The organism is Paracoccus sp. TRP (genome assembly GCF_000185925.1).
GTDB classification, from domain to species: domain Bacteria; phylum Pseudomonadota; class Alphaproteobacteria; order Rhodobacterales; family Rhodobacteraceae; genus Paracoccus; species Paracoccus kondratievae.
Genome location: NZ_AEPN01000020.1, coordinates 35,637 through 59,670, shown reverse-complemented (window position 1 = coordinate 59,670; position 24,034 = coordinate 35,637). Strand labels below are relative to the sequence as shown.

Here is a 24,034-nt window from a genome sequence, read left to right as displayed (position 1 = left end):
ATGCACTGTTGCCTTCCTTATGGGAATATATCCATAAGTTAGGTTCAAACTACTGACTTTTTGGTCAGATACGCTTGATTTTGCTGAACCGGCAATTGGCGGTTGTGCAGGGAAGGCTCGGCAAAAGACCGCTGATTGTGCTTCGTGGCCTGTTTGCGCCGCCTGACTGACCGATATGTTTTTGGCGATTCTACCCCAGGTCTGACAGGTGCAAGCGGGGTGGTCGCGTAAGGGGCTTTGACGGGGCGATTCCTTGGCTGTCCAACCTGCAAAACCTGCCTTCGTCCTTGCTATGGCGGGCGAAATCCCCTAGCTAGCGCGCTGAAACAGGCGGGGCGCGGAAAGGAATTTCCGGCGCCAGGGGCCGGGATGCCTCTGCCCGCGGCATGGTTTGTGGATGAAGGAAGACAAATGCAGGTCAAGGAAACCCAGAACGAGGGGCTGAAGCGGGGCTACGAATTTACTCTGCCTGCGGCCGATTTGGCGGCGCAGGTGGATGCGAAGCTGAAAGAAGCTCAGCCCGAGATCGAGATTAAGGGCTTCCGCAAGGGCAAGGTGCCGCTGGCGCTGCTGAAAAAGCAGTTCGGTCAGCGCGTCATGGGCGACGCCATGCAGGAGGCCATTGATAAGGCCCTGCGCGATCACCTGGAAAAATCGGGCGACCGTCCTGCCGTTCAGCCCAAGATCGAAATGGTCAACGGCGAGAACTGGAAAGAAGGCGACGATGTCATCGTTACCGTGAACTACGAAGCCCTGCCGGCGATTCCCGAGGCTGATCTGTCGGGTATCGAGCTTGAGCGTCTGGTCGTCGAAGCCAGCGAAGAGCAGGTGACCGAGGCGCTGGAAAACCTCGCCAAGAATGCCCAGTCCTTTGAGGACCGTAAAAAAGGCACCAAAGCCAAAGAAGGCGATCAGGTTGTGATCGACTTTAAAGGCATCGTCGATGGCGAAGCATTCGAGGGGGGCACGGCCGAGGATTATCCGCTGGTGCTGGGCTCGAAAAGCTTCATCCCCGGGTTTGAAGATCAGTTGATCGGCGCCAAAGCCGGTGAGGAAGTCAAGGTCGAGGTCAAATTCCCCGAAGAGTATGGCGCGCCGCATCTGGCCGGCAAGGACGCGATCTTTGAAACCACCGTCAAGGCGGTCAAGGCCCCCAAACCGGCCGAGATTGACGACGAACTGGCCAAGAAATTCGGCGCTGAAAGCCTGGATGCGCTGAAAGGCCAGATCCGTGAGCGTCTTGAGGCCGAATATAAAGGTGCCTCGCGTCAGGTGCTCAAGCGGGCGCTGCTCGACAAGCTGGACGCTCTGGTTCAGTTCGAACTGCCCGAATCGCTGGTCGAGGCCGAGGCGCATCAGATCGCGCATCAGCTTTGGCACGAAGAGCACCCCGAAGAGCACGGCCATAACCATGGCGAGATCGAGCCGACCGACGAGCATCTGAAGCTGGCCGAGCGTCGCGTCCGGTTGGGTCTGCTGCTGGCCGAGATCGGTCAGAAGGCCGAAATCACCGTTTCGGATGAGGAGATGACCCAGGCGGTGCTGCGTCAGGCCCGTCAGTTCCCGGGTCAAGAGCGTGCCTTCTTTGAGTTCGTTCAGCAGAACCCGCAGGCCCAGCAGCAGCTGCGCGCGCCGATCTTTGAAGATAAGGTCGTCGACCACATCGTCGAAGGCGCCAAGGTTTCGGACAAGACCGTAACCAAGGAAGAGCTCGAAAAAGCCATTGAGGCTCTGGATCAGGTCTGATCCGACCTGTCGGTGAAACATCAAAGGGCCGCCCCGGGGCGGCCCTTTTCATATTCGGCCCTACAGCCGATGCAGGCGTGGATCGTGATCAGCGGGGCCTTTCCCCTCGGGACCGTCCATTGGATCGTGGGTCAGGGGATCATCACGCAGATCGGGCACAGGGCCGCTGTCGCGCCGTGGTTTGGGCGTGTGCGGCTCAGCCGGATTGCGGCCGGTGAGACTGCTGACCAGTGCTGCGGCATCGCCGAATTCCTGCATGATGGCGCTGGCCTGACCGGCGATGGTGCGAAAGCCTTCCAGCGCAGCGGCCATGGCGCCCATCACATTTTCAATGCCATTGGTCAGGCTGGCAGTGTTTGCCTCGACCTCTTGCAACAGATTCTGGCGCGGGGCGCGCCGTGTCGCCCTGGGCGGGCGGGGTTTTCGCGCAGGCTCTTTTGGCGGGGCCGCGGGGGCTGCATCCCTGCTGCGCGGTGAGGGCGCGCGCTTGTCATCCGCCAGCAGATCGACCAGCCCGCGTGCGGCATAGGCCGCCCCCACTGTCAAAGCAGCGGCTGCAAGTCCTGCTCCGCCCCAGACCAGCCATTTCGCCGGGCGTGAGGGGCGCGGCCAAGCGCGAAGACCATCAGGCGCGACATCGCCATGCGGCGGGATGTAACGCGATTCTGCCGGTCCTGATGGACGGTGATGACCTTCGGGCACCGGGCGGGGGCCAAATCGGGTCTGGCTCGTCTCATCAGCAGCTGTGCGGGTGATGGGCGGCGTATCATCGTCAAAGGGCAGATCGTCGTGATCGGGCATGAAGGCAGATCCTCTGGCTGTCGGAGGCTTTCTATCTCAACCCCTGAACTGCAAGGAATGTTCCGCCCGGCGTATGTCGACGCCGCCCATGAAAAAACGCGCCGGGTTGCGGCGCGTTTTTCCATAATAGCGATATGCCGGGCTGAGATCAGCTTTCGGCTTCGTCCTCGTCGCGGCCGGCCGCGCCGATATCGTCGAAGAGTTCGGCGATCTCGAAATCGGCAGCAGCCTCTTCTTCGGCGGCCAGTTCCTGGATCGATTTGCCCGTAGCTTGCAGCTCGGCCTCTTCGGCCGAACGGGCAACGTTCAGGCGGATCGTCACATCAACTTCCGGGTGCAGGTGCACGCGGATGTCGTGCAGACCCAGCTCTTTGATCGGAGCGGTCAGAACGACCTGACGGCGCTCGACCGCAAAGCCTTCGGCCTGAGCGGCCTCGGCGGCGTCACGTGGGGTGACCGAGCCGTAGAGCGCGCCCGAATCCGAAGCCGAGCGGATGATGATGAAGGTCTGACCTTCCAGCTTCTCGGCGATCTTTTGTGCCTCGTCGCGGGTCTCGTCGTTGCGGGCGGCGAGTTCGGCCTTGCGGGCTTCGAAAGCCTGAATGTTGGCGTCCGAGGCACGCAGCGCCTTGCCTTGCGGCAAGAGGAAGTTGCGTGCGAACCCGTCCTTGACCTTCACCACGTCGCCCATCTGGCCCAGCTTGGCCACACGTTCCAGCAGGATGACTTGCATGATCGTCTCTCCTTACTTCACGGCATAGGGCAGCAGGGCGAGGAAGCGGGCGCGTTTGATGGCGCGCGCAAGTTCACGCTGCTTCTTGGCCGAGACGGCGGTGATGCGCGAGGGCACGATCTTGCCGCGTTCACTGATGTAACGCTGCAGCAGGCGCGTGTCCTTGTAATCGATGGTCGGGGCGTTCTCACCCGAGAAGGGGCAGACTTTCCGGCGGCGGAAGAAAGGTTTGTTAGCCATGATCTGGTTCCTTTCCCTTAGTTCCGGTCGTCGCGCTCACGGCGCTCGCGGCGTTCGCCACGCTCGCTGCGCTCGTCACGTTTCTGCATCTGGATCGACGGGCCTTCTTTGTGCTCGTCCACGCGGATGGTCAGCACGCGCATGACATCTTCGTGCAGACCGGCCAGGCGCTCCATCTCCTGCACGGCGGCCGAGGGCGCGTCCGAACGCAGGAAGGCGTAATGGCCCTTGCGGTTCTTGTTGATTTTATAGGCGAGCGTGCGCACGCCCCAGTATTCGCTGTCCACGACCTTGCCGCCGTTATCGGCGATCACGGTCGAAAAATGTTCGATCAGCCCTTCGGCCTGTGCATTCGACAGGTCCTGACGGGCGATCATCACATGCTCATAAAGCGGCATGTCTGCACCTTTGTGTCGGGGCGCATTTCAACGGCGGGACATCCCTTCCGCGCCCCGCCACGAGAGGCTGCGCCGGTTTCGCATTTGCGGAAGGATGCGGCCTTATATCGGTCCGGTCCGGGATTGCAAGGCAAAACACCATAAAATCCCGGAAAATCGCCATGGCGGCGACAGAGTTCCGGCGCTGCGGCGAAACACGAAAATGTCAGGTTTATTGTGGGAAACCATTGTTGATGCCGGGGTATTTTCTGGCAGAACCGATGCAACCTTTTCAAACGGGAGTTCAGCATGAAAACCATCCTCGCCCCCGCCGCAGCGCTTGTCCTGCTTGGCACCACTGCCGCCATGGCCGAGCCGGTGGCCTATGAGTTTGATCCTTCGCACAGCCAGGTGGTGTTCGAGTACAGCCACCTTGGCTTTTCGACGAGCACTGGCATCATCAATGGCGTGACCGGCAAACTGCTGCTTGATGCAGAGAACCCCGCCAATTCCAGCGTTGAGGCGACGATCCCGCTGTCGGGCCTGCGCACCGTTTCCGAAGAGCTGGACAAGCATTTGTTCGGGCCGGATTTCTTTAACACCGATGCAAGCGGCGCGGTCGCGACCTTCAAATCGACCAAGGTCGAGCTTGATGGCGATGACGAAGCCAAAGTCACCGGCGATCTGACGCTGAACGGCGTTACCAAGCAGGTGGTGCTGGACGTTGATCTGAACCAGCGCGGCAACCATCCGATGACCGGCAAGGAAGCTGCCGGTTTCGATGGGGAGGCCGATATCAAACGCTCGGAATTCAACCTTGGCAAATTCGCCCCGGCCATTGCTGATGAGGTCGAAATCAAGGTGACTGTCGAGGCGGTAAAGGCCGAGTAACGGTCACCATCGCACCAGATAAAGGGGCCCCGGTCGGGCCCCTTTTTCATTCGCGCCCGCTTACATGGGGGCGGGCAGGGGTGTCGTGTCGGTCCGGGCTGGCAGGATCGGATGGGTGATCTGCGGCTGCTCGCCCGTCAGTGCGCCAAGGAAGGCGACGATATCGTCAACCTGTTCCTGCGTCAGTTCAGTCCCGAGCTGGGCCGAAGACATGATCTGCACCGCCTCTTTCAGATCCCAGACCACGCCCGAGTGGAAATAGGGCGCGGTCAGCGCAACGTTGCGCAGCGGCGCGGCGCGGAAGACATATTCGTCGCTGGCCGTCAGGCTGATTTCATACCGGCCCCTGTCTGCAACGGGCAGAACATCCGCGCCCGGTTTGGCAATCAGGCCAAAGGGATGGTAGTCCTGTCCGCCAAAGTTAATCCCATAATGACAGCCCGTGCAGCCGGTATCCATAAAGGCCTGCAATCCGCGCTTTTGCTGTTCGTTCAGCGCGTTATCGTCGCCGGTCAGAAAGCGGTCAAAGGCACTGTGCGGGGTGATCAGTGTTGCCTCGAACTGTTCGATCGCGGCAGCGAAGTTGTCAAAGCTCACCGGGTCCTGCTGGTCGGGGAAGGCCGCTTTGAAGGCCTCGGTATATTCCGGCATCGAGTTCAGCGTCTTGACCAGCTCTTCCGGGGTATTGCTCATCTCGACACTGGCCTGCACGGGGCCTTTGGCCTGTTCGGCAAGGTCCGGGGCGCGGCCATCCCAGAACTGTGCGGCGTTAAAGATCGCATTCAGCATCGTGGGGGCGTTGCGCGGCCCATGCTGCCAGCCATGCCCGACCGAGGTTGGCAAACCGTCGACGCCGCCGATCCCGACGTTATGGCAGGTCTGGCACGAGATCAGGCCCGAGCGCGACATGCGCGGGTCAAAAAACAGTGCCTTGCCCAGCTCGATTTTCTCGGCGGTCAGGGAGACGCCCCCGGGGTTTTCTTCGGTCTGCTTGATAGCGGTCAGCGTTTCGGGAATCGCCTCGAATATGCCCTTGGCTTCTTCGCGCAGGGCGCTGCTGTCGATGGCTGCGACCTGTGCCGAGGCGGCAAGCGCCGACAGGGCAAGGCTCGTTGCGGTCAGCAGGGGGACGAATTTCACGTTATGCCTCCTCAGGACATGAGTTGGGTCGCGCGCCAAGGCTATTGTGCCTCATGGTCCGGACGGGCGCCTTGATCTGTATCAGACCGCCACGCGGTTCCGCCTTGCCGGTGGCGCGCGCAGGGGCTAATTCCACCTCATGCTGCCGCAGGACCGCCTTAACCAGATCGTCGAGCGTTTCGAGTATCTCGAAGCGCGGCTGAACGCCGGGCCCGCCCCGGACGAGATTGCGGCGATCAGCCGCGAATATGCCGAGCTAAAGCCCGTCGTCGCCCAGATCGGTGAATGGCGTGCAGCACAGGACGGCATCCGCGAAGCCCAGGCAATGCTTGCCGATCCCGAGATGCGCGAACTGGCCGAGGATGAGCTGTCGCGTCTGCGCAGTCTGCTGCCGGATCTGGAGCACGCGCTGCGCATTGCGCTTTTGCCCCGCGACGCTGCTGATGCCCGCCCCGCGATCCTTGAGATCCGCCCCGGAACCGGCGGCGAAGAGGCCGCGCTGTTTGCGGCGGATCTGCTCAACATGTATCGCCGCTTTGCCGAATCGCAGGGCTGGCAGTTCCAGCTGCTTGAGCTTGCCGAATCCGATCTGGGTGGCGTACGCGAGGCCGTAGCGCGGATCGAGGGCGAAGGCGTCTTTGCCCGGCTGAAATACGAATCCGGCGTTCATCGCGTTCAGCGTGTTCCCGAAACAGAATCGGGCGGGCGTATTCATACCAGTGCTGCGACCGTCGCGGTGCTGCCCGAAGCGCAAGAGGTCGATATCGAGATTCCAGCCAATGACATTCGCATCGACACCATGAGGGCCAGCGGTGCGGGCGGCCAGCACGTCAACACGACCGATTCGGCGGTGCGCATCACCCACCTGCCGACCGGTATCGTCGTGACCAGTTCGGAAAAGTCCCAGCACCAGAACCGCGCCAACGCCATGGCCGTGCTGCGCGCCCGGCTTTACGATCTGGAACGCTCGCGCGCTGATGCTGAGCGTGCAGCTGATCGCAAGTCTCAGGTCGGATCTGGCGACCGTTCCGAACGCATCCGCACCTATAACTTTCCGCAAGGGCGGATGACCGATCATCGCATTGGCCTGACCCTTTATTCGCTGGACCGCATCATTCAGGGTGATCTGGGCGAGGTCGTCGATGCGCTGACCACCCACGATCAGGCCGCGCGCCTGGCTGCTGCGGAAGGGGTCTAAGCGCATGACCGGGGCCGAGGCACTGCGCCAAGGCGCCAGGCGCCTTGCTGCCGCTGGTGTTCCCGGCGCGGCGGATGACGCGCGCCTGCTGCTTGCCCATATTCTGGATGTGCCGCGCCATAGGTTGACCGGGGCACTGGCCGCTCCGCTGCCCTCGGAGATGTTGCGGCGTTTTGACGCAGTCATTGCCGCGCGGGCCGAGCGCCAGCCGGTCAGTCAGATCCTTGGCCGCCGCGCATTTTGGAAGCATGAGTTCCGCGTCACCCGCGATACGCTTGACCCGCGGCCCGAAACCGAAACGCTGGTCGAGGCGGCGCTGGCCGAGCCTTTCTCATCCGTTCTTGATCTTGGTACCGGGACGGGCGCCATTCTGATCTCGCTTCTGGCCGAGCGGCCGGGTGTGCGCGGGACAGGCACCGATATTTCCGCAAAGGCACTGGAAGTTGCGAAAGAAAATGCATATAAAATGAATGTTTCTGCAAATTTCCTCGAATCTGACTGGTTTATGGCGATCACGGAAACCTTTGATTTGATCGTCTCGAATCCGCCCTATATCGCGCTGGATGAAATGGGCGATCTTGTCCCCGAAGTGCAGAAATGGGAGCCGCGTCAGGCCCTGACGGATGAGGCTGACGGGCTTACCGCCTATCGCGCCATTGCCGCCGGAGCGCCCGCACACCTGTCGCCCGGCGGCCGCCTGATGGTTGAAATCGGCCCGACGCAAGGCGCTGCCGTCGCGGGGCTGATGCGTGCTGCCGGGCTGATTGATGTGCGTATCCTGCCTGATCTTGATGGTCGTGACCGGGTTGTTTGCGCTCGTAATGCGCCCTGAGCCGGCAATGATCCGCGCTTTTCATGCCAGGAGATGAAAATTTCGCTTGTAAGCCGCGGCGCGGCATGTTTATTCGCAATTGTGACGGGGGCGAGCAGCCCACGCACGGGTCAGTTATACTCAGATAACCCAGCCTACACTGGTGACGCGGGAACCAGGCCAAGCGCCGCTCCCGCGCTGGCACTCGCCTTAGAGATGACCCTAACCTCAGCCGGCTTTTGCCGGGCATAAACTGACAACAAGCTGATGAGATCATCCAAATCCCGTTCGCGTAACAAGTCGAACCGACAGCGTTCGCTGGGCAATATCGTTAACCGTGTCTTTGATTCTTCGGGACCCGAGGGCAAGGTGCGCGGCACGCCCCAGCAGATCATCGAAAAATACCTTACGCTTGCCCGTGATGCCCAGCTCTCCAATGACCGGGTGGCTGAGCAGAATTTTCTTCAGCACGCAGAGCATTACACCCGTCTTCTGGGTGAGGCACAGCGTGAGCAGGCCGAACGCCAGCAGCAACACCATCAGTCCCGTGACGATGATTACGAGGGCAATGGGAATGCCAATGGCAATGGTAACGGCCATGGTCATTCGGGGCCGTCAGAAAACGGCAACGGCCAGAACGGCCATCGCCATGAACGGCATGAGCCGCGCCATGAACGTCAGGACCGGCAAGAGCGTCAGGAACGCCATGATCGTCGTGATGACCGGCGTGACGAGCGTCGCGATGACCGGCGTGAGGATCGCCGCGCCAGCCGCGCAGAGGAATGCCCGCAGGAGGCCGTGGCAGAGCCCACTCTTCCCGGTCTGCCTCTGGCGATTGCCCCCGAAGAGCGTCGAAGCGGCCCGGTCGAAACCCCGGAAAGCGAAGCCCCTGCGGTAGCTCCGGCTCCGGCCGGAACTGCCCCTGAGGCGAGCGCCGAGCCAGAAGCCCCCGCAGCCACGCCCGGGCCGGCTGCCGAAGAGGCCGAGCCGCGCCGTCGTGGCCGTCCCGCTGGCACCGCTACGCGCAGCCGCAAGAAGGCCGTGGAAGAGGATGAAAAGGCTCCGGCCGCTAAAACCTCGACCCGTGCGCAGGGTGGCCGGTCGCGTGCCCCCAAAGTGCAGCCTGAGGATGCCTCGGGCGAGTAACGCGATCAGCGCGGCGCGGCGGCAAGACCCCGCGCCAGCGCGCAAAACCGCTCCAGCCCGATTTCTTCAGCCCGTGCTGTAGGCGAGATTCCGGCGGCGACCAGCAAGGCCTCAATATCGGGGTGCAAACCTTTCAGGGCGGCGCGCAGCATCTTGCGCCGCTGATTAAAGCCTGCTGCGACAACACGGCTGAGGACCGCCGGGTCGGCTGGATAGCGCGGCTCGGGCAGGGCGGTCAGATGCACCACTGCCGAGTGAACCTTGGGCGCGGGTACGAAAGCTTCGGGCGGCAGGGTCATGACGATCCGCGCCTCGGTTCGCCATTGCGCCAGCACCGCCAGCCGGCCATATGCCTTGCCGCCCGGCTGGGCGACGATCCGCTCGGCCACCTCTTTCTGAAACATCAGCGTCAACGATTGCCAGAAGGGCGGCCATGCCGCAGGCGTCAGCCAGCGGATCAGAAGCTCGGTCCCGACGTTATAGGGCAGGTTGGCGACAATGCGGATTGGCGGCGTCAGATGCGCCAGCGGATCGATTTCAAGCGCATCGCCATGGATCACGGTCAACCGTCCGGGATAGGCCGAGGCGATCTCGGCCAGAGCGGGCAGGGCACGTGCATCCTTTTCGATCGCGAGCACATGCCTTGCGCCCTCGGCCAGCAAGCCACGCGTCAGTCCGCCCGGACCGGGGCCGACCTCGATCACGTCGCAGCCCGCCAGATCCCCCGCAGCACGGGCGATCTTGGCGGTCAGGTTCAGGTCGAGCAGAAAGTTTTGCCCAAGCTGTTTTTTCGCCCTCAGGTCGTGGCGCGCGATCACATCGCGCAAGGGCGGCAGCCCGTCGATGGTGCTCATTTCCTGCGCCCCGCCATATCCCAGGCCATGCGCAGCGCAGCGATGACGCTGGCTGCATCGGCGATGCCCTGGCCTGCAATATCAAAGGCCGTACCATGGTCGGGCGATGTCCGCACGAAGGGCAGTCCCAGCGTCACATTGACCCCGCCCGCGAAATCCAGCGTCTTGATCGGGATCAGCGCCTGATCGTGATAGGCGCAAAGCGCCGCATCATAACGTGCGCGTGCCGAGGGATGAAACATTGTGTCGGCGGGCAGCGGGCCTCGCAGGTCCAGACCTTCTTCGCGCCGGAGCTGCTCGATCAGGGGGGCGATCCAACGCATTTCCTCGTCGCCCATAACGCCGTTTTCCCCGGCATGAGGGTTCAGCCCGGCGATTGCCAACCGTGGCTGCTTAATCCCGAAATCGCGGCGCATCGCAGCATCAGTGATGCGAATCGCCTGGGTAAGGCTTTTGGGCGTCAGGGCGGCGGGCACCTCGGAGAGGGCGATGTGGATGGTTACCGGCACCACCCGGCAGGGCGGTTCGACCGTGGTCGAGGCGAGCATCATCACCACCGGCACGTCTCCGGCCAGATGGGCCAGATACTCGGTATGGCCCGGGAAGGCAAAACCGGCGCCACGCTTCAGCGCCTCCTTGTTGATCGGCAGGGTGCAGATTCCGCCTGCCGCGCCGGACATTGCCAGACCGACGGCACGGGCGATGACTTCGATCACGGCCGGGGCATTGGCGGGGTCTGGTATTCCGGGCCGGGCCGGGGCTGGAAAATCGTGACGAAGTACGGGCAGAACCCCGGGCGGGACCTTGTCGCCAAGGTCCGAAACCTCAGACCAGTCTGTACCTTCGGGCAGATGGCGCGGGTCGCCAAGAAAGACAAAGGGCACATCCGCAGCCAACGCCTTAGGCGCGAGTTCGGGCCCTATGCCCGCCGGTTCGCCGCAGGTCAGAAGAATGGGGCGGGCTTCAGTCATATTTCAGTGTCCCAGATGCCCTTGCGGGGCCGGGGGTAAAGTGCCCCCGGCATTATGGCCGCGCTCAGGGGCGCCGGATAACGGCATTGGCGCGCAGTTCGGCCAGATAGTTCTCTGCGGCCATATTGATCTTGCGGTTGAAAACCTGGTTTCGGACCTCTTCGCGGTCAGGCAGCGCGTCGGGATCGGGCATCGCGGCATCTTCCCCTCCGGCGGCGGCGGTGGCGACCGGGGCTGGCTGCGCGCCCCCGGCAATTAGGGCCGACTGGCGCTTACAAAGCATCAGGATCTCGGCCGCGCCATCCTGACCCGAAACGACCGCTTCATTGTCGTCAAGCACTGCAAGGCGCAGCGCCTCGGTGGTCGGGATCTGGCCTTGCGACAGCGTCTGACGCTGGATCTGTTCGGGTGGCAGGCCGCGTGCATGGATGAACAGTTCTTCGCAACTATTTGAAACGGCTGCAATGCGCTGCGCATCAGCGATGCTTGCAAGGCGGAAGCGGACGTAGTCCAGCACCTGCTCTTTCGCACCGGGGCGCAAGGTGCCACGCGTATCGCGCAGATAAAACAGCACCACGGCACCCTGAACGCTGAGCGGCTGGCTGATCTGGCCCGGCTTCATCGACAGGACTATCGGTTGCAGCGAAGGGGGCAGGTTCGCCAGCGGCGTCCAGGGCAACCGCCCGCCCTGAGGCGCCGAAGGCGTCGCCGAATAGCGGCGCGCGGCCGCAGCAAAGTCAGCCTCTGAACGGACGTTTTGCACCAGCGATTCCGCAAGATCCATCGCCTGCTCTTCTTGTCCGGGCGGTGCAGGGATGATCAGCTCGGACAGAGCGATATGGGTGACGCGCGGGGTTTCGATTACGCGCTGCAGCTCTTGGTCAACCTCGGCGTCCGAGATCCTGACCTGAGGCATGACGCGTTGGCGGACCACTTCGCGCCAGACAACACCAGCGGCGACGAAGTCACGGAAAGCCTGTCTTTCGACCCCTGCCGATCCAAGGGCCTGAATAAAATCCTCGACCCCCATATTGGCGCGGCCGGCAAATTCAGCGAGCCCGGCGTCGATCTGTTCATCACTTGCAGTGATGCCCAGCTGGCGCGCGGCAAACACCCGCAGCCGGTCGTCGATCAGCGCCTGTTCGGCCGCCGCGCGATCTGCCTCGGGCGCGCGCAGCAGCTGCATAAAGCGGATGCGCTGATCAACCTCGTACCGGGTGATGGCCGAGTCGTTGATATAAATCAGCGGCTGGAATGGATTGCCCTGCGCAAATGCCGGGGAAACCCCGCTTCCTGCCAGCATCGCGGCCATGGCCGCCCCCAGAAGTATTCGCCGCATCAGCTCCCTCGCCGCATGGTTTTGCCGGACATTAGCGCAGGCAGGCGCGACGCGCCACCGTTCCCGGACCGGGCTTTTGCCGACCAAAGCCGCCAAGCCGGATGCCAAGGTCGAAACGGGTGTCGGGCCGCAACTCTTCGGATGAGGTGAAACGCCGCTCGACCGACATCTCGACTGTCATGCATTCATTGCGGAATTCCAGCCCCAACTGCGCTTTCTGGGCCCGGTCCGCAGTAAAGTCATAGCGCGTCTCGGTCGTCGCCCACCAGCCGTCGGCGATCTGCCAGCCACCGGCCATGGTAAGTTCGGACACATCATCGGGCCGGCTTTCGCTTTCATCCGAATCAAACCAGAGATACCCGGCCGAGACCTGAAGCCCGGGCCGGAACCAGCCCAGACGCAGCTCATTGCGGCTGATCGAGAAACTGTCATCGAAAAGTGCGCGGTTCGAGATGGCAAGCCCGTTCGCCCCCGAATAATGCGCCGCAAGCAGCCAGTCCGAGCGGTGGCCGCCCAAGAGCCCGCTATTTTCAAAGGCCGGATCGGCATCTGAGCGGAAAACCCGTCCCGCCGTCATCCCGACCGACCAGCCTGCCGGATCGATTCGCGTCCAGCTAAGGCCAAGGTTCGCGCGCCAGCCCGATTCGCGTGCGTCCCGGCCCGGGAAGCGGTTCAGCGAAAAGAGGTTGCCTTCGTCGAATTCGATCAGCCGGCTGTCCTCATTCGGGACATCGTCGTCGTCATCCCTGTCAGGGGACCAGATAAGCTGGGCGACGGGTTCGATCATATGGGTAACGCCGCCAGAATGGCGGGCAAGGGGCCAGCGCAGCTCGGCCGCCAGAACCGGGTCGGCGCGCATCACCCAGTCCTCATAGGCACTGTCCTGATTGATGCGGTAGAAATCGACATTGGCCTGGGTCTGGACTGTGCCGACCAGCCCGCCGGGCAGGATGGCGCTGCGCAGCCAGCCAAGCGAGACCGAACCACGGGCCATGTCGCGCCCGCTTTCGCCGTCTTCGCTGGATGACCGACGATGAGCGTGCAGGGACCATTCCAGATTTGCGATCCCGCCGATCCGCTCCGGCGTCCAGCGCCGTTTCCACAGCGCATCGGCTACCATGGTGGGGGTCGCGGCCTCGGGTTCGTCATCGCGCAGCGATTCGTAATTGCCGATCCGGGCCATGACCATCCGGTCGCGGCGGACGCGGTCAAGGGTAAGGCCGCTCCACAGCCGGTCAGCTTCGGAAATGTCGTAATCCAGCAGATAGGCGCGGTTGCTCGCCATCTGGATCTGCAGGCCCAGCATATAGCCGCGTGGCAGTTCGAACCGGGCGCCGCCAAACAGATAGCCGCGGGTGTGACCCTGTTCGATATCATCGCGCGAGATTGCGCCGTTCCATTCCATCGCGCCATTCGAGAAGGCCTGGCGATAGCGCAGTTCCAGCGTCGAGGTGCGGCTGGCCGCGATATAGGGGGTCAGCGTAATATCCGCATGATCGCCAAGCGTGATGAAATAAGGCAGCTTGATCCCGAAGCCCAACCCCGAGGTGGTGCGGAACTGCGGTCGCAGGAATCCGGTCATGCGCTCGACGCTGGGGTCGGGGGCGGTCAGCCAGGGCAGGGTCGCGACCGGCAGGCCAAGTGCGCGCAGTTGCGGGCGTTCAAAATGCAGCTTGCGGGTGCGGCGGTCATGGGTGATCGAACGGGCCCGGATCTCCCACAGCGGGATCGGGTCCTCGGCGCAGATCTGGCAACTTGAGGCGACGACATTGTCAAGCCGGGTGACATTGCCGTTTTCGCTGCGGCGCATCTCACGCGCGGCCATCTGCATTTCGCGGGCAAGAACCAGCCGTGCGCCGCGCAGAATGCCATCCTGAAGGTTGGGGTCCAGTTGCGCGCTGTCAGCGATCAGGATGGTCTCATCAGGCGTGCCAGAGCGGGCAGGCTCGGTCAGATGGATAGGCCCCTCGATCACTGCCGCGCCGGTAGCATTGTCATAGACCACGCGTGAGGCGACCAGCCGCGCGCCGCGGTACCAGATCACCACCCCGCCCGAAGCGGTCAGCTTGTTATCGGCGCTAAGCATCACCTCATCGGCGAGCAGCGTTGCCGGATCGGCCGCGGTCTCTTCGCCGCTGCCGGTGATACGGACAGAACCCGGTCTGACAGACACGACCGGGGTGTGCGATGCCTCGGTTCCATCTGCAAAGCGCCTGGCCTGATCGGGTGATTCGGTCGGGGCCAGTGCGGGTCCGGCAGGGGTTTTCTGTACCTCTTCGGTCTGACCATAGACCGGCAGAGTCTGACCATCGGGCGTCAGGCTTTGTCCCAGCGCCGCGCCGGGCAGCAGGGCCGCCAGCAAGGCCGCGCGTGCCGACGGTCTGCCACGATGTCGCTTATGCCTGCCCGCCATCAACCATCCTCCAGCCGCAAAAGCGCCCCATAGGCAAAAAGCAGCGCCGCTATGGGGGGTGCCCAGCCAGCCAAAGCCGGAGGAATGCCGCCATTGTCACCCAGAACCTGCGCGAGGTTGCGCAGGAAAAACAGGCCGATGCCGCAACCAAAGGCGCCAAGCACCAAAAGTCCCATCTTGCGCCCGCGCATATGCCGCATGGTGAACACCGCCGCAATGGCGACCATCGCCGCCATCAGCAGCGGGCGGGCCAGTTCCATTTGCAGCCATACCTTATGGCGTTGGGCTGAAAATCCTGCACGTTCAAGCCCGCGGATAAAGGCGGGCAACTGCCACACCGGAATTGCCTCGGGCCGGCCGAAACTGTCGCGGATACGGGCGGCGGTCAGATCGGTCGGCAGTTCAAGCAGGGGTGCCTTGCGGGCGATCGCCTCGGGGTTGGGCTGGGTCAGTGGCCATTCCTTGGTGTCGGTCAGCTCCCACGCGCCGCGGGTCAGCCGGGCGGTGGCGGCGTCGATACGGCGCGTCGGCCCGGATTCGGGCGAAAATACCATGAAGGTCGCGTCATAAAGGGTTGTCGCATCAGGGCTTGCGCGGCTGGCGCGGATGACGACCTGCCCCTCGGTCTCGCCGCCGTTTTCGCCATTCTGGACGGGCAGGGCCTGACGCAGCCAGACTGCGTTATCGCCGACGCTGACCGTCTGGCCGCCTCCGCTGCGCATCCGCTCGACCGCATCGTCGTAGCGTTTCGTGGTTGCTGCCACCACCGGGTTCAGAACGGCGACGGCCAGCATCCCGGCCAGAATCGCCGTGACTGCCGGGGCACAAAGCACCCGGATCGCCGACCGGCCCGAGGCGCGGATCGCCACAAGCTCTGAGCTGCGCGAAAGGCTCAGAAACAGCGCGATGCCCGCCAGCACCGTGATCAGCGGCAGGATCGAATAAAAGCTTGCGGTGATATTCAGCAGCGACAGTCCGGCCGCCCCGGACAGGCCGATGTTTTCATCCGAAAAGCGTCGGATCTGCTCGACAATGTCGATCAGAAACAGGATCGCGCCAAAGATCAATGCAATCATCACCAGCATGCGCAGAAAGCGCCGTGCGACATAGGTAGACAGGATCATGCCGCACTCTCCTTCGTCTCGCTGGTTTGTGCCGGGCTGCGCAGCCGCCTTGGGCGCGCGGCAAGCCACAGCACCACGACGCAGATCAGCGCCCCCAGCAGTGGCGAGACATAGATCAGCGGCCAGCGTGCCGCATTGCCCGCAACCTGATTCTCGGCCGCCGTGGCGAGGAACTGTACTGCAATCAATGCGATCACAGCCCAGATCACCTGCCGCCAGACGCCAAAGCGGCTGAACCCGCCCAATAGCAGCATGGCAAATCCCAGCAGCGCGGCGACGGGGGCCTGAAAGGGTTTCGACAGCCGCTCATGCGCCTCGGCCAGCGCCTTGTCGGGGGTGGCACCGGTCGCGGCCAGCAACTCTGGGTCGGGATCAAGCAACCGCAGCGTCGAATAGGCGCGCAGGTCGCGCCGACGGCTGCCTCCGGTGTCGATCAGCGTCCCGAGGTCATAGGCCAGTTCGGAAAAACGCGTCACCGACAGGCTTTGCCGCCCGTCCGAACGACGCAGGTTCTGGACCATGCCCCGCATCATGACCAGCCGTGGCCCGGCGTCGGTCCTGACCAGCAGCGCCTCGGTCGCGGTATAGGTGGCCTGGTTGTTGGGGTCGCGCGCGTCCTCAAGGAAAAAATCCATGAGCCGCCCGTCCGCGGCAATGTCGCGGATATATAGCGTGACCCCTTTGACCGGATATTGAAACGCGCCTGCGCGCAGGAATTGCGCGGTGACATTCTGTGCGATTTCGGCCTGCCGGTCGGCCAGCCGTCCGCGTGCCATCGGCACCACGGCATGAACCAGCAGCGCCACCATCAGCCCGACAAGCACACCAAAAACCAGGACCGGCCGTGCCAGCCGCCAGGGAGACATGCCGGTTGCCTGCATCGCCACAAGCTCTGATTCCGATGCCAGCCTGTTGGTGCCATAGGCGCTGGCGGCAAAGGCCGCGATGGGCAGCACAACCGATATGACAAGGGGCAGGGTCAGGGCGGTGAATTCCAGCACGACCAGAGCAGTCTGCCCATCCGAGATCAGCTGCTCGAACAAGGACACGGCCCGGTTGATCCAATAGACCGAAACCAGCACCAGCGCAAAGAACCCGAACAGGGTCATGAATTGCGACAGGATATAGCGGTCAATGCGCGGCATGGTGGCTTTCACGAGGCTCGGATTTCGACTGATTAGCCGCTGCGCCAGCATTGGGAAAGCCCTGGCTCTGGTCAAGGCGCATGTGCGTGACTAGTTTCCGCCCATAGGAACAATGCAAAGGGCAGGGCTATGACGCATCCCGTCGAAATTTCTTTCACGGCAATGAATGTCGCGGGGCTGGCAGAGCGGTCCGGCCGCATCGCTATTCTTGTGTCCGGGGCCGGGCGGCTGCCCACGGGCCTGCCGCGCCCGACGCGCGAGGCGCTGATGCGGGCATTTGCATCGGACGCGTGGAAGGCGGTCAAGCCCGGCAAGGCGCTTGAACTCGCCTTTCCCGCCGGGTTGAAGGCTGATGCGCTGCAAATCGTCCTGTTGCCGAAGGATGCCGATGTGCCGGCCGCGCGTGCGGCAGGCGCCAGCATCGGTGCGAAACTGGGCAAGGATGAGACGCTGGTTCTGGCCGACAATCACCCGGGCGCGGCCGAGGTGGCGCTGGGGCTGGCGCTGCGCGCCTATGAATTCACGGCCTATAAGTCAAAGAAATCGGGTGACGGCGCAGAGGGTGAGGACGGGGCGACCGGAACCGCGCGCGGCCGGGTGACCTTTATGCACAAGGACCCCGAAGTCCTCGCCCGCGCCTCGGCTGACGGAGCGGCGCTGGCCGAAGGGGTGTTCTTCACCCGCGATCTCGTCAATGAGCCGGCCAATGTGCTGACCACCAGCGACTTTGCCGACCGCCTGCTTGCAATGCGTGAACTGGGGCTTGAGGTCGAAGTGCTGGACGAGGACGAGCTTGAGCGGCTGGGCATGCGTGCGCTGCTGGCCGTGGGGCAGGGTTCTGAAAGCCCCTCAAAGGTCGTGGTGATGCGCTGGAATGGTGGTGGGGAAGAGCCGCCGCTGGCTTTGGTCGGCAAGGGTGTCGTCTTTGACACCGGCGGCATCTCGATCAAGCCCGCCGGCGGCATGGAGGAGATGACCATGGATATGGGCGGCGCGGGTGTTGTTGCGGGGGTCATGCGGGTGCTGGCCCTGCGCCGGGCCAGGGCGAATGTGGTCGGCCTGGTCGGTCTGGTCGAGAATATGCCCGATGGCCGCGCCCAGCGTCCAGGCGATATCGTCCGCTCGATGAAGGGCGATACGATCGAGGTCATCAACACCGATGCCGAAGGCCGCCTCGTGCTGGCGGATGTGCTTTGGTATGCGCAGGAACGCTTTCAGCCTGCGGCCATTGTCGATCTGGCGACGCTGACCGGGGCTGTCATCATCGCGCTGGGGCATGAGAATGCGGGGCTGTTCTCGAACGACGATGCTTTCGCCGCCGCCCTGCTTGTCGCCGCCAGAGCCGAGGGCGAGGGGCTGTGGCGTCTGCCGCTGGGCGATGCTTATGACAAGCAGATCGATTCCCGTCTGGCCGATATCAAGAACACCGGCGGCAGGCCTGCTGGCTCGATCACCGCGGCGCAGTTCCTTAATCGCTTTGTGCGGAAGGAAACGCCTTGGGCGCATCTTGATATTGCCGGGGTGGCTTTGCCGCCTTCGGGTACGGCGCTTGCGCCCAAGGGCGCGTCCGGCTGGGGCGTGATGACGCTGGACCGGCTGGTCCGTGATCGCTTCGAGAAGCAGGGCTGATGGGATCGGCCCTGTTCTATCATCTGACCCGCTCGGGCCCGGTGCAGCTTTTGCCGATGCTGATCGGCAAAAGCCTGCAGGCCGGATGGCGGGTCGAGCTGCGGGGCAGGGACCGCGCCCGGCAGGTGATGCTTGATGAGGCGCTGTGGCTGGGCGAGGGCTTTTTGCCCCATGGCCTTGCCGGAGGTCCGCACGACGCGCGCCAACCGGTGCTGCTGACGGTCGAAGGTCAAACGGCGGCCAACGAGGTGCGTTGCCTGATCGCGGTTGACGGGGCCGAAGTGACAAGCGCCGAATGTCAGGAGCTTGAGCGTGCCTGCATCGTCTTTGACGGTAACGACCCCGGGGCACTTGAACGCGCAAGGGCACAATGGCGTGTGCTCAAGGCCGAAGGCGTGACCGCGGAATACTGGTCCGAGGCCGGCGGCCGCTGGGAACGCAAGCAGTAAACCGGGCGGTCAGCGCTCCAGAACGAGCCGGCCGCCCTCGATGCTGACCCGGGCGAATTTGGACAGATAGGACATGCCCATCAGCGATTGCTCCAGCTCGGATCGCAGCACCACCGCCGGAACCCGGCTGTCACGGATATCGCCGATGGCGACCGAATCAAGCAGCACGGTCGCCGTCTCGACAAGGCCATTCGCCGTGCGGGCCTGACCAGCATAGGCAAGGCTTTCGGTATCGATGCCAACCCGTGCCGCGTCGCGTGGCCCAAGTGCTATCGTGCTTGCCCCGGTATCAATGACAAAGCGAATGGGAGTCCCGTTTACCTCGGCCTGCAGGTGGTAATGGCCATCGTTGCCGACGGGAACCTCGATACGGTTGCCCTCCAGCATCCGCGCCTGAGGCGAGATGGCGTTGCGGATATCGTCCCACAACCCGGCAATCGCTATCACCCCCAGAAAAATCAGTCCCCATGCCACGGCCTGCCGGGTGGCCTGTCCGGGGCGGCTGCGCAATTCGGTCACCAGATAGCCGCCGACCACGACGAGCAGCAGCGCCAGATAGGCAAAACGTCCGAAATCATCACTCATTACACCAGTCCTGACCCCTTGAGGCCGTCGATCACGAACTGGATCGACAAGGCGGCAAGTAACATGCCGAAAAGTCGCGTGACCACCATGGTTCCCGTCCGGCCCAGCACCTTACCGATCGGCCCGGCCATCGAGAAAAGGATTGCCGCGATGCCCAGAACTGCAAGCATGACCAGATGGATCATCAGCGTATGGGCCGGGCTCGGGTTCTGTCCGACCAGCAGCACCATGCTCGCCAGCGCCCCCGGTCCGGCAAGCAGCGGTGTGGCCAGGGGAAAGACCGAGGGGTCGTCGTCATCATCACGCGCCTGACCCTCGCGCCGTTCGGTGCGCCGCTCAAACAGCATGTCGAGCGCGGTCAGGAACAGCAAAAGCCCGCCCGCGATGCGGAACGCGGATAACGAGATGCCGATGCCGGCCAGGATCGCCTCGCCCGCAAGGCCAAAAAGCGTCAGCAGAATGGCGGCGATCACAAGTGCCCTTCGGCCGATTCGGCGCCGCCTCTGGGACGACATGCCGCGGGTCAGGGCGATGAACAGGGGCGCAAGGCCCACCGGGTCAATCACGACAAAAAGCGTGACGAAGGCGCTGATGATCTGGGTAATTTCCATGAAAGTCAGTATTGCGCAGAAGCGCGGATGGGGGAAGCGGGCACAGGCACCCGACCGGCTTTGCACCGCGCAATCACGCGTTTGGGGCTTTCGATCAAGGCGATCCCGCCCTATATCGGGACAGATAGATGCACCGCAAGGTCCATAGGGGCCTGCCACGGAGGTAAATAGATGCACGCACCTTCACCCATGGCGCTATTGCTCATCGCAATCGTCGTTCTGGTTCTTTTCGGGCGCGGCAAGGTCTCGTCACTGATGGGCGAGGTCGGCAAGGGGATCACCGCCTTTAAGAAAGGCGTCAAGGAAGGCGCTGAGGATATCGACGCGGCTGCCCGCGGCGAAACCAAAGAGCTTGAGCAGGTCAACACCGCCGACGATATCGAGCGCGCCCGCGCCGAACTGGCCGCCGAACGCGCCAAACTGGAAGCCGAGCGCGCCCGCATTGCTGCTGACAGCACGCTGCGCGATGTGACGCCAAACGATACGAACAAGCTCTGATCTTCCGGCTCAAAGGTCATGTTCGATATCGGCTGGAGCGAGCTTTTGCTGATCGGCGTTGTGGCGCTGATCGTCATCGGCCCTGAGGATCTGCCCAAGCTGTTTCATACGCTGGGCAGGCTGACCGCGCGTGCCCGTTCGATGGCGCGCGAGTTCAGCAGCGCGATGGAGGATGCGGCCAAATCCTCTGGCCTTGATGATGCTGCAAAGACCTTGAAAGAGGTCAAGGGGCTTGGATCTAAGCGCGCCCTTGGGCTTGATGCGCTGGAGCGCGCGACCGAGCGGTTCGAGAAATGGGACCCGCTGACCCCCACCAGGGCAGATGCCGCGCAGAAAGGGCCAACGCCCGATCCCGCCGCGCCCCGGCCGCCCGATCCCGCTGTCGAAGGAAATGACGCTTTGCCGCCCGCGCCGGGCGTCTCGGCCCCGTTGCCCACAGAGGCGACAGACAGTGATTCCGCCACCAGTGGCCGCCGCCTGCATGCCGTGCGCCGTTCGGATCGGGCCTGACCAGACTGACAACAGGAGAGCCGTTCCGTGGCGATGAAATCTGCCAAGTCAGAAGATATCGACGATACCTCCGCCCCGCTGATCGAGCATCTGGCCGAACTGCGCACCCGGCTGATCTGGTCGGTGCTGGCCTTTGTCGTGGCGATGGTGCTGTGCTATTTCGTCTGGAACCCGATCTTTGATTTCCTGACCCAGCCGATCTGTTACGCCCTTGAAAAGCGCAGCCAGACTTGTGGCCTGATCCTGCTGAAACTGCAGGAAGGCTTTTTTGTCGCCATGCGCATCGCCTTTTTTGGCGGCTTTGTGCTGGCCTTCCCGGTGGTGGGCTACCAGCTTTGGCGCTTTGTCGCTCCGGGCCTGTACCGCAGCGAAAAGAATGCTCTGCTGCCGTTTCTGGTCGCTTCGCCGATCATGTTCATCTGTGGCGCGGCCTTTGCCTATTACATCATCCTGCCTTGGGCCTTTGACTTCTTCCTGGGCTTCCAGCAGGGGCCGTTGGCCCTGCCGGATGACCCTGCCGGGGCGGCGGGTGCTGCGGCCCAGGCCACGGCCTCGGCCGAGCAGCCCTGGGCTGGTATTGTCTTCCAAGGTTCGGTCGAGGAATATCTGACCCTGACCACCAAGTTCATTCTTGCCTTTGGTCTGTCTTTCCAGCTGCCTGTGGCACTGACGCTGATGGGTAAGGCGGGGCTCGTGTCCTCGGAAGGGCTGGCGAGCGTAAGGCGTTATGCCATCGTGGTGATTCTGGTGTTGGCCGCCATGGTCACGCCTCCCGATGTCATCAGCCAGATCGTGCTCTTTTCGGTGATCTACGGGCTTTACGAGATTTCGATCTTCCTTGTTCGCCGGATCGAGCGCAAACGTGAACTTGAAGAGTAGGAAGTCAATGTCTGACGAAATCATGCTGCGCATCGCCGAGGCGCTGGAACGCGTCTCGCCGCCGCCGGCCCCCGAGCCCAGCTTTGCCGAAGCGACCGCCTATGTCTGGCATCCCGACCCTGACCGGCTTGAGCCGGTCGAAGAAGTGAGCCGAGTCGAACTCGTACAGCTGATCGGCATTGACCGGGCGCGCGACGTGCTGCTGGCCAATACGCTGCAATTTGCCCGCGGGCATGCCGCGAACAACGCGCTGCTCTGGGGATCGCGCGGGATGGGGAAAAGCTCGCTCGTCAAAGCGGTCCATGCCGAGGCGGTGCGTCAGGGCCTGCCGCTGGTGCTGGTCGAGATCGCACGTGAGGATCTGGGGTCTGTCGGGCGGCTGCTGGCGATTCTGGGCCGTGCCAAGCACCGGCGCTTTGTTCTGTTCTCGGACGATCTGTCCTTTAGTCACGACGATACGCAGTACAAATCGCTTAAGGCGGTGCTGGACGGCGGCATCTCGGGGCGCCCGACGAACGTGATTCTTTACGCGACTTCGAACCGGCGGCACCTGATGCCGCGCGATATGATCGACAATGAACGCTCGACGGCCATCCACCCCGGCGAGGCGGTCGAAGAAAAGGTCTCTCTATCAGATCGTTTCGGGTTGTGGCTGGGCTTTCACCCCTGTTCGCAGGACGAATATCTTGCCATGGTTCGCGGTTATTGCGACGCCTATGGGCTGCAGATTGCAGAAGAGCAGCTGCGTGCCGAGGCTATCGAATGGCAGGCGACGCGTGGCGGGCGTTCTGGCCGCGTGGCCTGGCAGTTCTTTACCGACCTTGCTGGTCGCCACGGCATCTCGCTGTAAGGGCAAAACGTTTAATTCCAGCAACAATCCCGACGTCCCACTCCGGCTGGGGGTAGGGGCGTCGATTGTTTTTGTACCTTTGGACCGGGCAGATTTCGACGAGCCGGACCCGCTTTCCCATCGCGTGACAGATCGCGGCAAAAACTTCCAAAAACCTGCTTTCGGCCCCTTGACGCCCCCCGCTAGGCACCGTAAATCGCACGCACCCGTGGCGGAGTAGCTCAGCTGGTTAGAGCAGAGGAATCATAATCCTTGTGTCGGGGGTTCAAATCCCTCCTCCGCTACCAAAATCCCTCATCTGATTGATAAGATTGATCAAAGACGATCTGCCCACATTGCAGTGAGGCGGATTTCCACTCTGTTCTGATCGCCTTGCCTTAGCCGATAAGAGCGGCCTCTGAGGCCCGCCTTCAATGTGCTCTGCGTTCTGGTGTCATGGTTGATCCAGTTGCCAAAGCTGGGCAGAATAGCGCCACAGCAGAAGAGCAGGACATGAAACAGAGCCATTCTTTTGGCGCCGTCATGTTTTTTGTCGTGATGATGTTGGTTGGCGCCTATTTCATTCATGCAGCCATTTACGGCCCCTCGGGGGTCCTGCAGCGTATGCAGATCATGGCCGAAACGCGTGAGCTTGTTGCCGAGCGGGACAGGTTGCAAGCTGAGGTGGACCGGCTGCGTAACCTGACCAGAAGGTTATCGGATCATTACCTCGACCTGGACCTGCTTGATGAGCGGGCCAGGGCCATGCTGGGCGTTCTGAGGCCGGATGAGGTGGTGATCAGATAGGCGGTGTGCGGTCAAGCCTACGAGGCGGCGAGGTCACCCCCGCCGCCCTTTGGTTACCTGCTGAGCGCGTCGTATTGCTGTTCCCAGCTTGGCCGGGCTACGGGAACGCTGTCCTGGTCTGTCAGGCTGACTGCGCCCCGATCATCAAATATATCTGCAGCCGCCTTGAGCGCCCGTCGCTCGTCAAAGATGGCTTGTTTTACTTCGCTGTTGCTTGGTTTGCGGATCATCTGAGGTCCTCCAAACAGACTGCGCAGGATTGCGCCGTGACTCGAGGTTAACACGATCAGGCGAATTTTTCACGATAA

26 protein-coding genes and 1 tRNA gene are annotated in these 24,034 nt (G+C 62.8%); 13 read left to right on the top strand and 14 right to left on the bottom strand.

What is annotated here, in order from left to right:
* Nucleotides 1-411 precede the first annotated feature (411 nt).
* On the top strand, nucleotides 412-1,746 hold the full coding sequence (gene tig / locus PARACOCCUSGL_RS0112090; protein ID WP_010396856.1) for a trigger factor: 1,335 nt from the start codon (nucleotides 412-414) through the stop codon (nucleotides 1,744-1,746).
* A gap of 60 nt (nucleotides 1,747-1,806) precedes the next feature.
* Here tig and PARACOCCUSGL_RS0112085 read toward each other — a convergent pair whose 3' ends face one another.
* The 4 genes from PARACOCCUSGL_RS0112085 to rpsF all read right to left on the bottom strand — a co-directional run bounded on the left by PARACOCCUSGL_RS0112085 (nucleotide 1,807) and on the right by rpsF (nucleotide 3,918).
* Nucleotides 1,807-2,547 (bottom strand): hypothetical protein, encoded by a 741-nt coding sequence (locus PARACOCCUSGL_RS0112085; protein WP_010396854.1) that lies wholly within the window; start codon nucleotides 2,545-2,547, stop codon nucleotides 1,807-1,809.
* A 148-nt stretch (nucleotides 2,548-2,695) separates the two neighbouring features.
* Nucleotides 2,696-3,280 (bottom strand): 50S ribosomal protein L9, encoded by a 585-nt coding sequence (gene rplI / locus PARACOCCUSGL_RS0112080; RefSeq protein ID WP_010396852.1) that lies wholly within the window; start codon nucleotides 3,278-3,280, stop codon nucleotides 2,696-2,698.
* A gap of 12 nt (nucleotides 3,281-3,292) precedes the next feature.
* A complete protein-coding gene (rpsR, locus tag PARACOCCUSGL_RS0112075) occupies nucleotides 3,293-3,520 on the bottom strand; it encodes a 30S ribosomal protein S18 (RefSeq protein ID WP_010396850.1) in 228 nt (75 codons plus the stop codon).
* A gap of 17 nt (nucleotides 3,521-3,537) precedes the next feature.
* On the bottom strand, nucleotides 3,538-3,918 hold the full coding sequence (gene rpsF / locus PARACOCCUSGL_RS0112070) for a 30S ribosomal protein S6 (protein ID WP_010396838.1): 381 nt from the start codon (nucleotides 3,916-3,918) through the stop codon (nucleotides 3,538-3,540).
* Between the two features lie 288 nt (nucleotides 3,919-4,206).
* Between rpsF and PARACOCCUSGL_RS0112065 the strand changes: the two genes are divergently transcribed.
* Nucleotides 4,207-4,788: a YceI family protein gene (locus tag PARACOCCUSGL_RS0112065; protein WP_010396837.1), complete on the top strand. Its 582-nt coding sequence runs from the start codon at nucleotides 4,207-4,209 to the stop codon at nucleotides 4,786-4,788.
* 60 nt (nucleotides 4,789-4,848) lie between these two features.
* Here the strand turns inward: PARACOCCUSGL_RS0112065 and PARACOCCUSGL_RS0112060 are convergent, their stop codons facing one another.
* The gene (locus PARACOCCUSGL_RS0112060) at nucleotides 4,849-5,928 is read right to left on the bottom strand and encodes a cytochrome-c peroxidase (RefSeq protein WP_010396836.1); all 1,080 of its coding nucleotides are present in this window, start codon (nucleotides 5,926-5,928) and stop codon (nucleotides 4,849-4,851) included.
* A gap of 139 nt (nucleotides 5,929-6,067) precedes the next feature.
* Here PARACOCCUSGL_RS0112060 and prfA point away from each other — a divergent pair, with 139 nt between their 5' ends.
* The 3 genes from prfA (at nucleotide 6,068) to PARACOCCUSGL_RS21490 (ending at nucleotide 9,083) form a co-directional block, all read left to right on the top strand.
* A complete protein-coding gene (gene prfA, locus PARACOCCUSGL_RS0112055; RefSeq protein WP_010396835.1) occupies nucleotides 6,068-7,126 on the top strand; it encodes a peptide chain release factor 1 in 1,059 nt (352 codons plus the stop codon).
* Nucleotides 7,127-7,130: 4 nt separating this feature from the next.
* Nucleotides 7,131-7,958, top strand: coding sequence for a peptide chain release factor N(5)-glutamine methyltransferase (gene prmC / locus PARACOCCUSGL_RS0112050; RefSeq protein WP_010396833.1), 828 nt, complete (start codon nucleotides 7,131-7,133; stop codon nucleotides 7,956-7,958).
* 246 nt (nucleotides 7,959-8,204) lie between these two features.
* Nucleotides 8,205-9,083: a DUF4167 domain-containing protein gene (locus PARACOCCUSGL_RS21490; RefSeq protein ID WP_040602027.1), complete on the top strand. Its 879-nt coding sequence runs from the start codon at nucleotides 8,205-8,207 to the stop codon at nucleotides 9,081-9,083.
* 5 nt (nucleotides 9,084-9,088) lie between these two features.
* Here PARACOCCUSGL_RS21490 and rsmA read toward each other — a convergent pair whose 3' ends face one another.
* The 6 genes from rsmA to lptF all read right to left on the bottom strand — a co-directional run bounded on the left by rsmA (nucleotide 9,089) and on the right by lptF (nucleotide 16,929).
* The gene (gene rsmA / locus PARACOCCUSGL_RS0112035; RefSeq protein WP_010396830.1) at nucleotides 9,089-9,937 is read right to left on the bottom strand and encodes a 16S rRNA (adenine(1518)-N(6)/adenine(1519)-N(6))-dimethyltransferase RsmA; all 849 of its coding nucleotides are present in this window, start codon (nucleotides 9,935-9,937) and stop codon (nucleotides 9,089-9,091) included.
* Nucleotides 9,934-10,908 (bottom strand): 4-hydroxythreonine-4-phosphate dehydrogenase PdxA, encoded by a 975-nt coding sequence (gene pdxA, locus PARACOCCUSGL_RS0112030; protein WP_010396827.1) that lies wholly within the window; start codon nucleotides 10,906-10,908, stop codon nucleotides 9,934-9,936. Before pdxA ends, rsmA begins: the two co-directional genes overlap by 4 nt.
* A 64-nt stretch (nucleotides 10,909-10,972) precedes the next feature.
* On the bottom strand, nucleotides 10,973-12,334 hold the full coding sequence (locus tag PARACOCCUSGL_RS0112025; RefSeq protein WP_227493430.1) for a peptidylprolyl isomerase: 1,362 nt from the start codon (nucleotides 12,332-12,334) through the stop codon (nucleotides 10,973-10,975).
* Nucleotides 12,279-14,660, bottom strand: coding sequence for an LPS-assembly protein LptD (locus PARACOCCUSGL_RS0112020; RefSeq protein WP_010396822.1), 2,382 nt, complete (start codon nucleotides 14,658-14,660; stop codon nucleotides 12,279-12,281). Before PARACOCCUSGL_RS0112020 ends, PARACOCCUSGL_RS0112025 begins: the two co-directional genes overlap by 56 nt.
* Nucleotides 14,660-15,784 (bottom strand): LPS export ABC transporter permease LptG, encoded by a 1,125-nt coding sequence (gene lptG, locus PARACOCCUSGL_RS0112015; RefSeq protein ID WP_010396820.1) that lies wholly within the window; start codon nucleotides 15,782-15,784, stop codon nucleotides 14,660-14,662. Before lptG ends, PARACOCCUSGL_RS0112020 begins: the two co-directional genes overlap by 1 nt.
* Complete coding sequence (lptF, locus tag PARACOCCUSGL_RS0112010) at nucleotides 15,781-16,929, bottom strand: LPS export ABC transporter permease LptF (RefSeq protein ID WP_010396818.1); 1,149 nt, start codon at nucleotides 16,927-16,929, stop codon at nucleotides 15,781-15,783. The genes lptG and lptF overlap by 4 nt, the downstream gene beginning before the upstream one ends.
* A 129-nt stretch (nucleotides 16,930-17,058) precedes the next feature.
* Between lptF and PARACOCCUSGL_RS0112005 the strand changes: the two genes are divergently transcribed.
* Complete coding sequence (locus PARACOCCUSGL_RS0112005) at nucleotides 17,059-18,558, top strand: leucyl aminopeptidase (protein ID WP_010396814.1); 1,500 nt, start codon at nucleotides 17,059-17,061, stop codon at nucleotides 18,556-18,558.
* On the top strand, nucleotides 18,558-19,007 hold the full coding sequence (locus PARACOCCUSGL_RS0112000; protein WP_010396811.1) for a DNA polymerase III subunit chi: 450 nt from the start codon (nucleotides 18,558-18,560) through the stop codon (nucleotides 19,005-19,007). Before PARACOCCUSGL_RS0112005 ends, PARACOCCUSGL_RS0112000 begins: the two co-directional genes overlap by 1 nt.
* A 9-nt stretch (nucleotides 19,008-19,016) precedes the next feature.
* Here the strand turns inward: PARACOCCUSGL_RS0112000 and PARACOCCUSGL_RS0111995 are convergent, their stop codons facing one another.
* Together PARACOCCUSGL_RS0111995 and PARACOCCUSGL_RS0111990 are read right to left on the bottom strand one after the other, a co-directional pair.
* Nucleotides 19,017-19,592 carry a TIGR02281 family clan AA aspartic protease gene (locus PARACOCCUSGL_RS0111995; RefSeq protein WP_010396803.1) on the bottom strand — a complete coding sequence of 192 codons (576 nt, stop codon included), beginning with the start codon at nucleotides 19,590-19,592 and terminating at the stop codon, nucleotides 19,017-19,019.
* Nucleotides 19,592-20,203, bottom strand: coding sequence for a MarC family protein (locus tag PARACOCCUSGL_RS0111990; protein ID WP_010396801.1), 612 nt, complete (start codon nucleotides 20,201-20,203; stop codon nucleotides 19,592-19,594). The genes PARACOCCUSGL_RS0111995 and PARACOCCUSGL_RS0111990 overlap by 1 nt, the downstream gene beginning before the upstream one ends.
* Before the next feature lie 171 nt (nucleotides 20,204-20,374).
* Between PARACOCCUSGL_RS0111990 and PARACOCCUSGL_RS0111985 the strand changes: the two genes are divergently transcribed.
* The 6 genes from PARACOCCUSGL_RS0111985 to PARACOCCUSGL_RS0111960 all read left to right on the top strand — a co-directional run bounded on the left by PARACOCCUSGL_RS0111985 (nucleotide 20,375) and on the right by PARACOCCUSGL_RS0111960 (nucleotide 23,726).
* Nucleotides 20,375-20,701 (top strand): twin-arginine translocase TatA/TatE family subunit, encoded by a 327-nt coding sequence (locus PARACOCCUSGL_RS0111985; protein WP_010396798.1) that lies wholly within the window; start codon nucleotides 20,375-20,377, stop codon nucleotides 20,699-20,701.
* 18 nt (nucleotides 20,702-20,719) lie between these two features.
* Complete coding sequence (gene tatB, locus PARACOCCUSGL_RS0111980) at nucleotides 20,720-21,211, top strand: Sec-independent protein translocase protein TatB (RefSeq protein WP_010396795.1); 492 nt, start codon at nucleotides 20,720-20,722, stop codon at nucleotides 21,209-21,211.
* 33 nt (nucleotides 21,212-21,244) lie between these two features.
* Entirely contained in the window at nucleotides 21,245-22,090 is an 846-nt protein-coding gene (gene tatC, locus PARACOCCUSGL_RS0111975) for a twin-arginine translocase subunit TatC (RefSeq protein WP_010396793.1), read from the top strand.
* Nucleotides 22,091-22,097: 7 nt separating this feature from the next.
* The gene (locus tag PARACOCCUSGL_RS0111970; protein ID WP_010396791.1) at nucleotides 22,098-22,940 is read left to right on the top strand and encodes an ATP-binding protein; all 843 of its coding nucleotides are present in this window, start codon (nucleotides 22,098-22,100) and stop codon (nucleotides 22,938-22,940) included.
* A gap of 210 nt (nucleotides 22,941-23,150) precedes the next feature.
* Nucleotides 23,151-23,227: transfer RNA gene (locus PARACOCCUSGL_RS0111965), tRNA-Met, on the top strand.
* A 205-nt stretch (nucleotides 23,228-23,432) separates the two neighbouring features.
* The gene (locus PARACOCCUSGL_RS0111960) at nucleotides 23,433-23,726 is read left to right on the top strand and encodes a septum formation initiator family protein (protein WP_010396789.1); all 294 of its coding nucleotides are present in this window, start codon (nucleotides 23,433-23,435) and stop codon (nucleotides 23,724-23,726) included.
* A gap of 53 nt (nucleotides 23,727-23,779) precedes the next feature.
* Here PARACOCCUSGL_RS0111960 and PARACOCCUSGL_RS22040 read toward each other — a convergent pair whose 3' ends face one another.
* Nucleotides 23,780-23,956: a hypothetical protein gene (locus tag PARACOCCUSGL_RS22040; protein ID WP_010396787.1), complete on the bottom strand. Its 177-nt coding sequence runs from the start codon at nucleotides 23,954-23,956 to the stop codon at nucleotides 23,780-23,782.
* Nucleotides 23,957-24,034 lie beyond the last annotated feature (78 nt).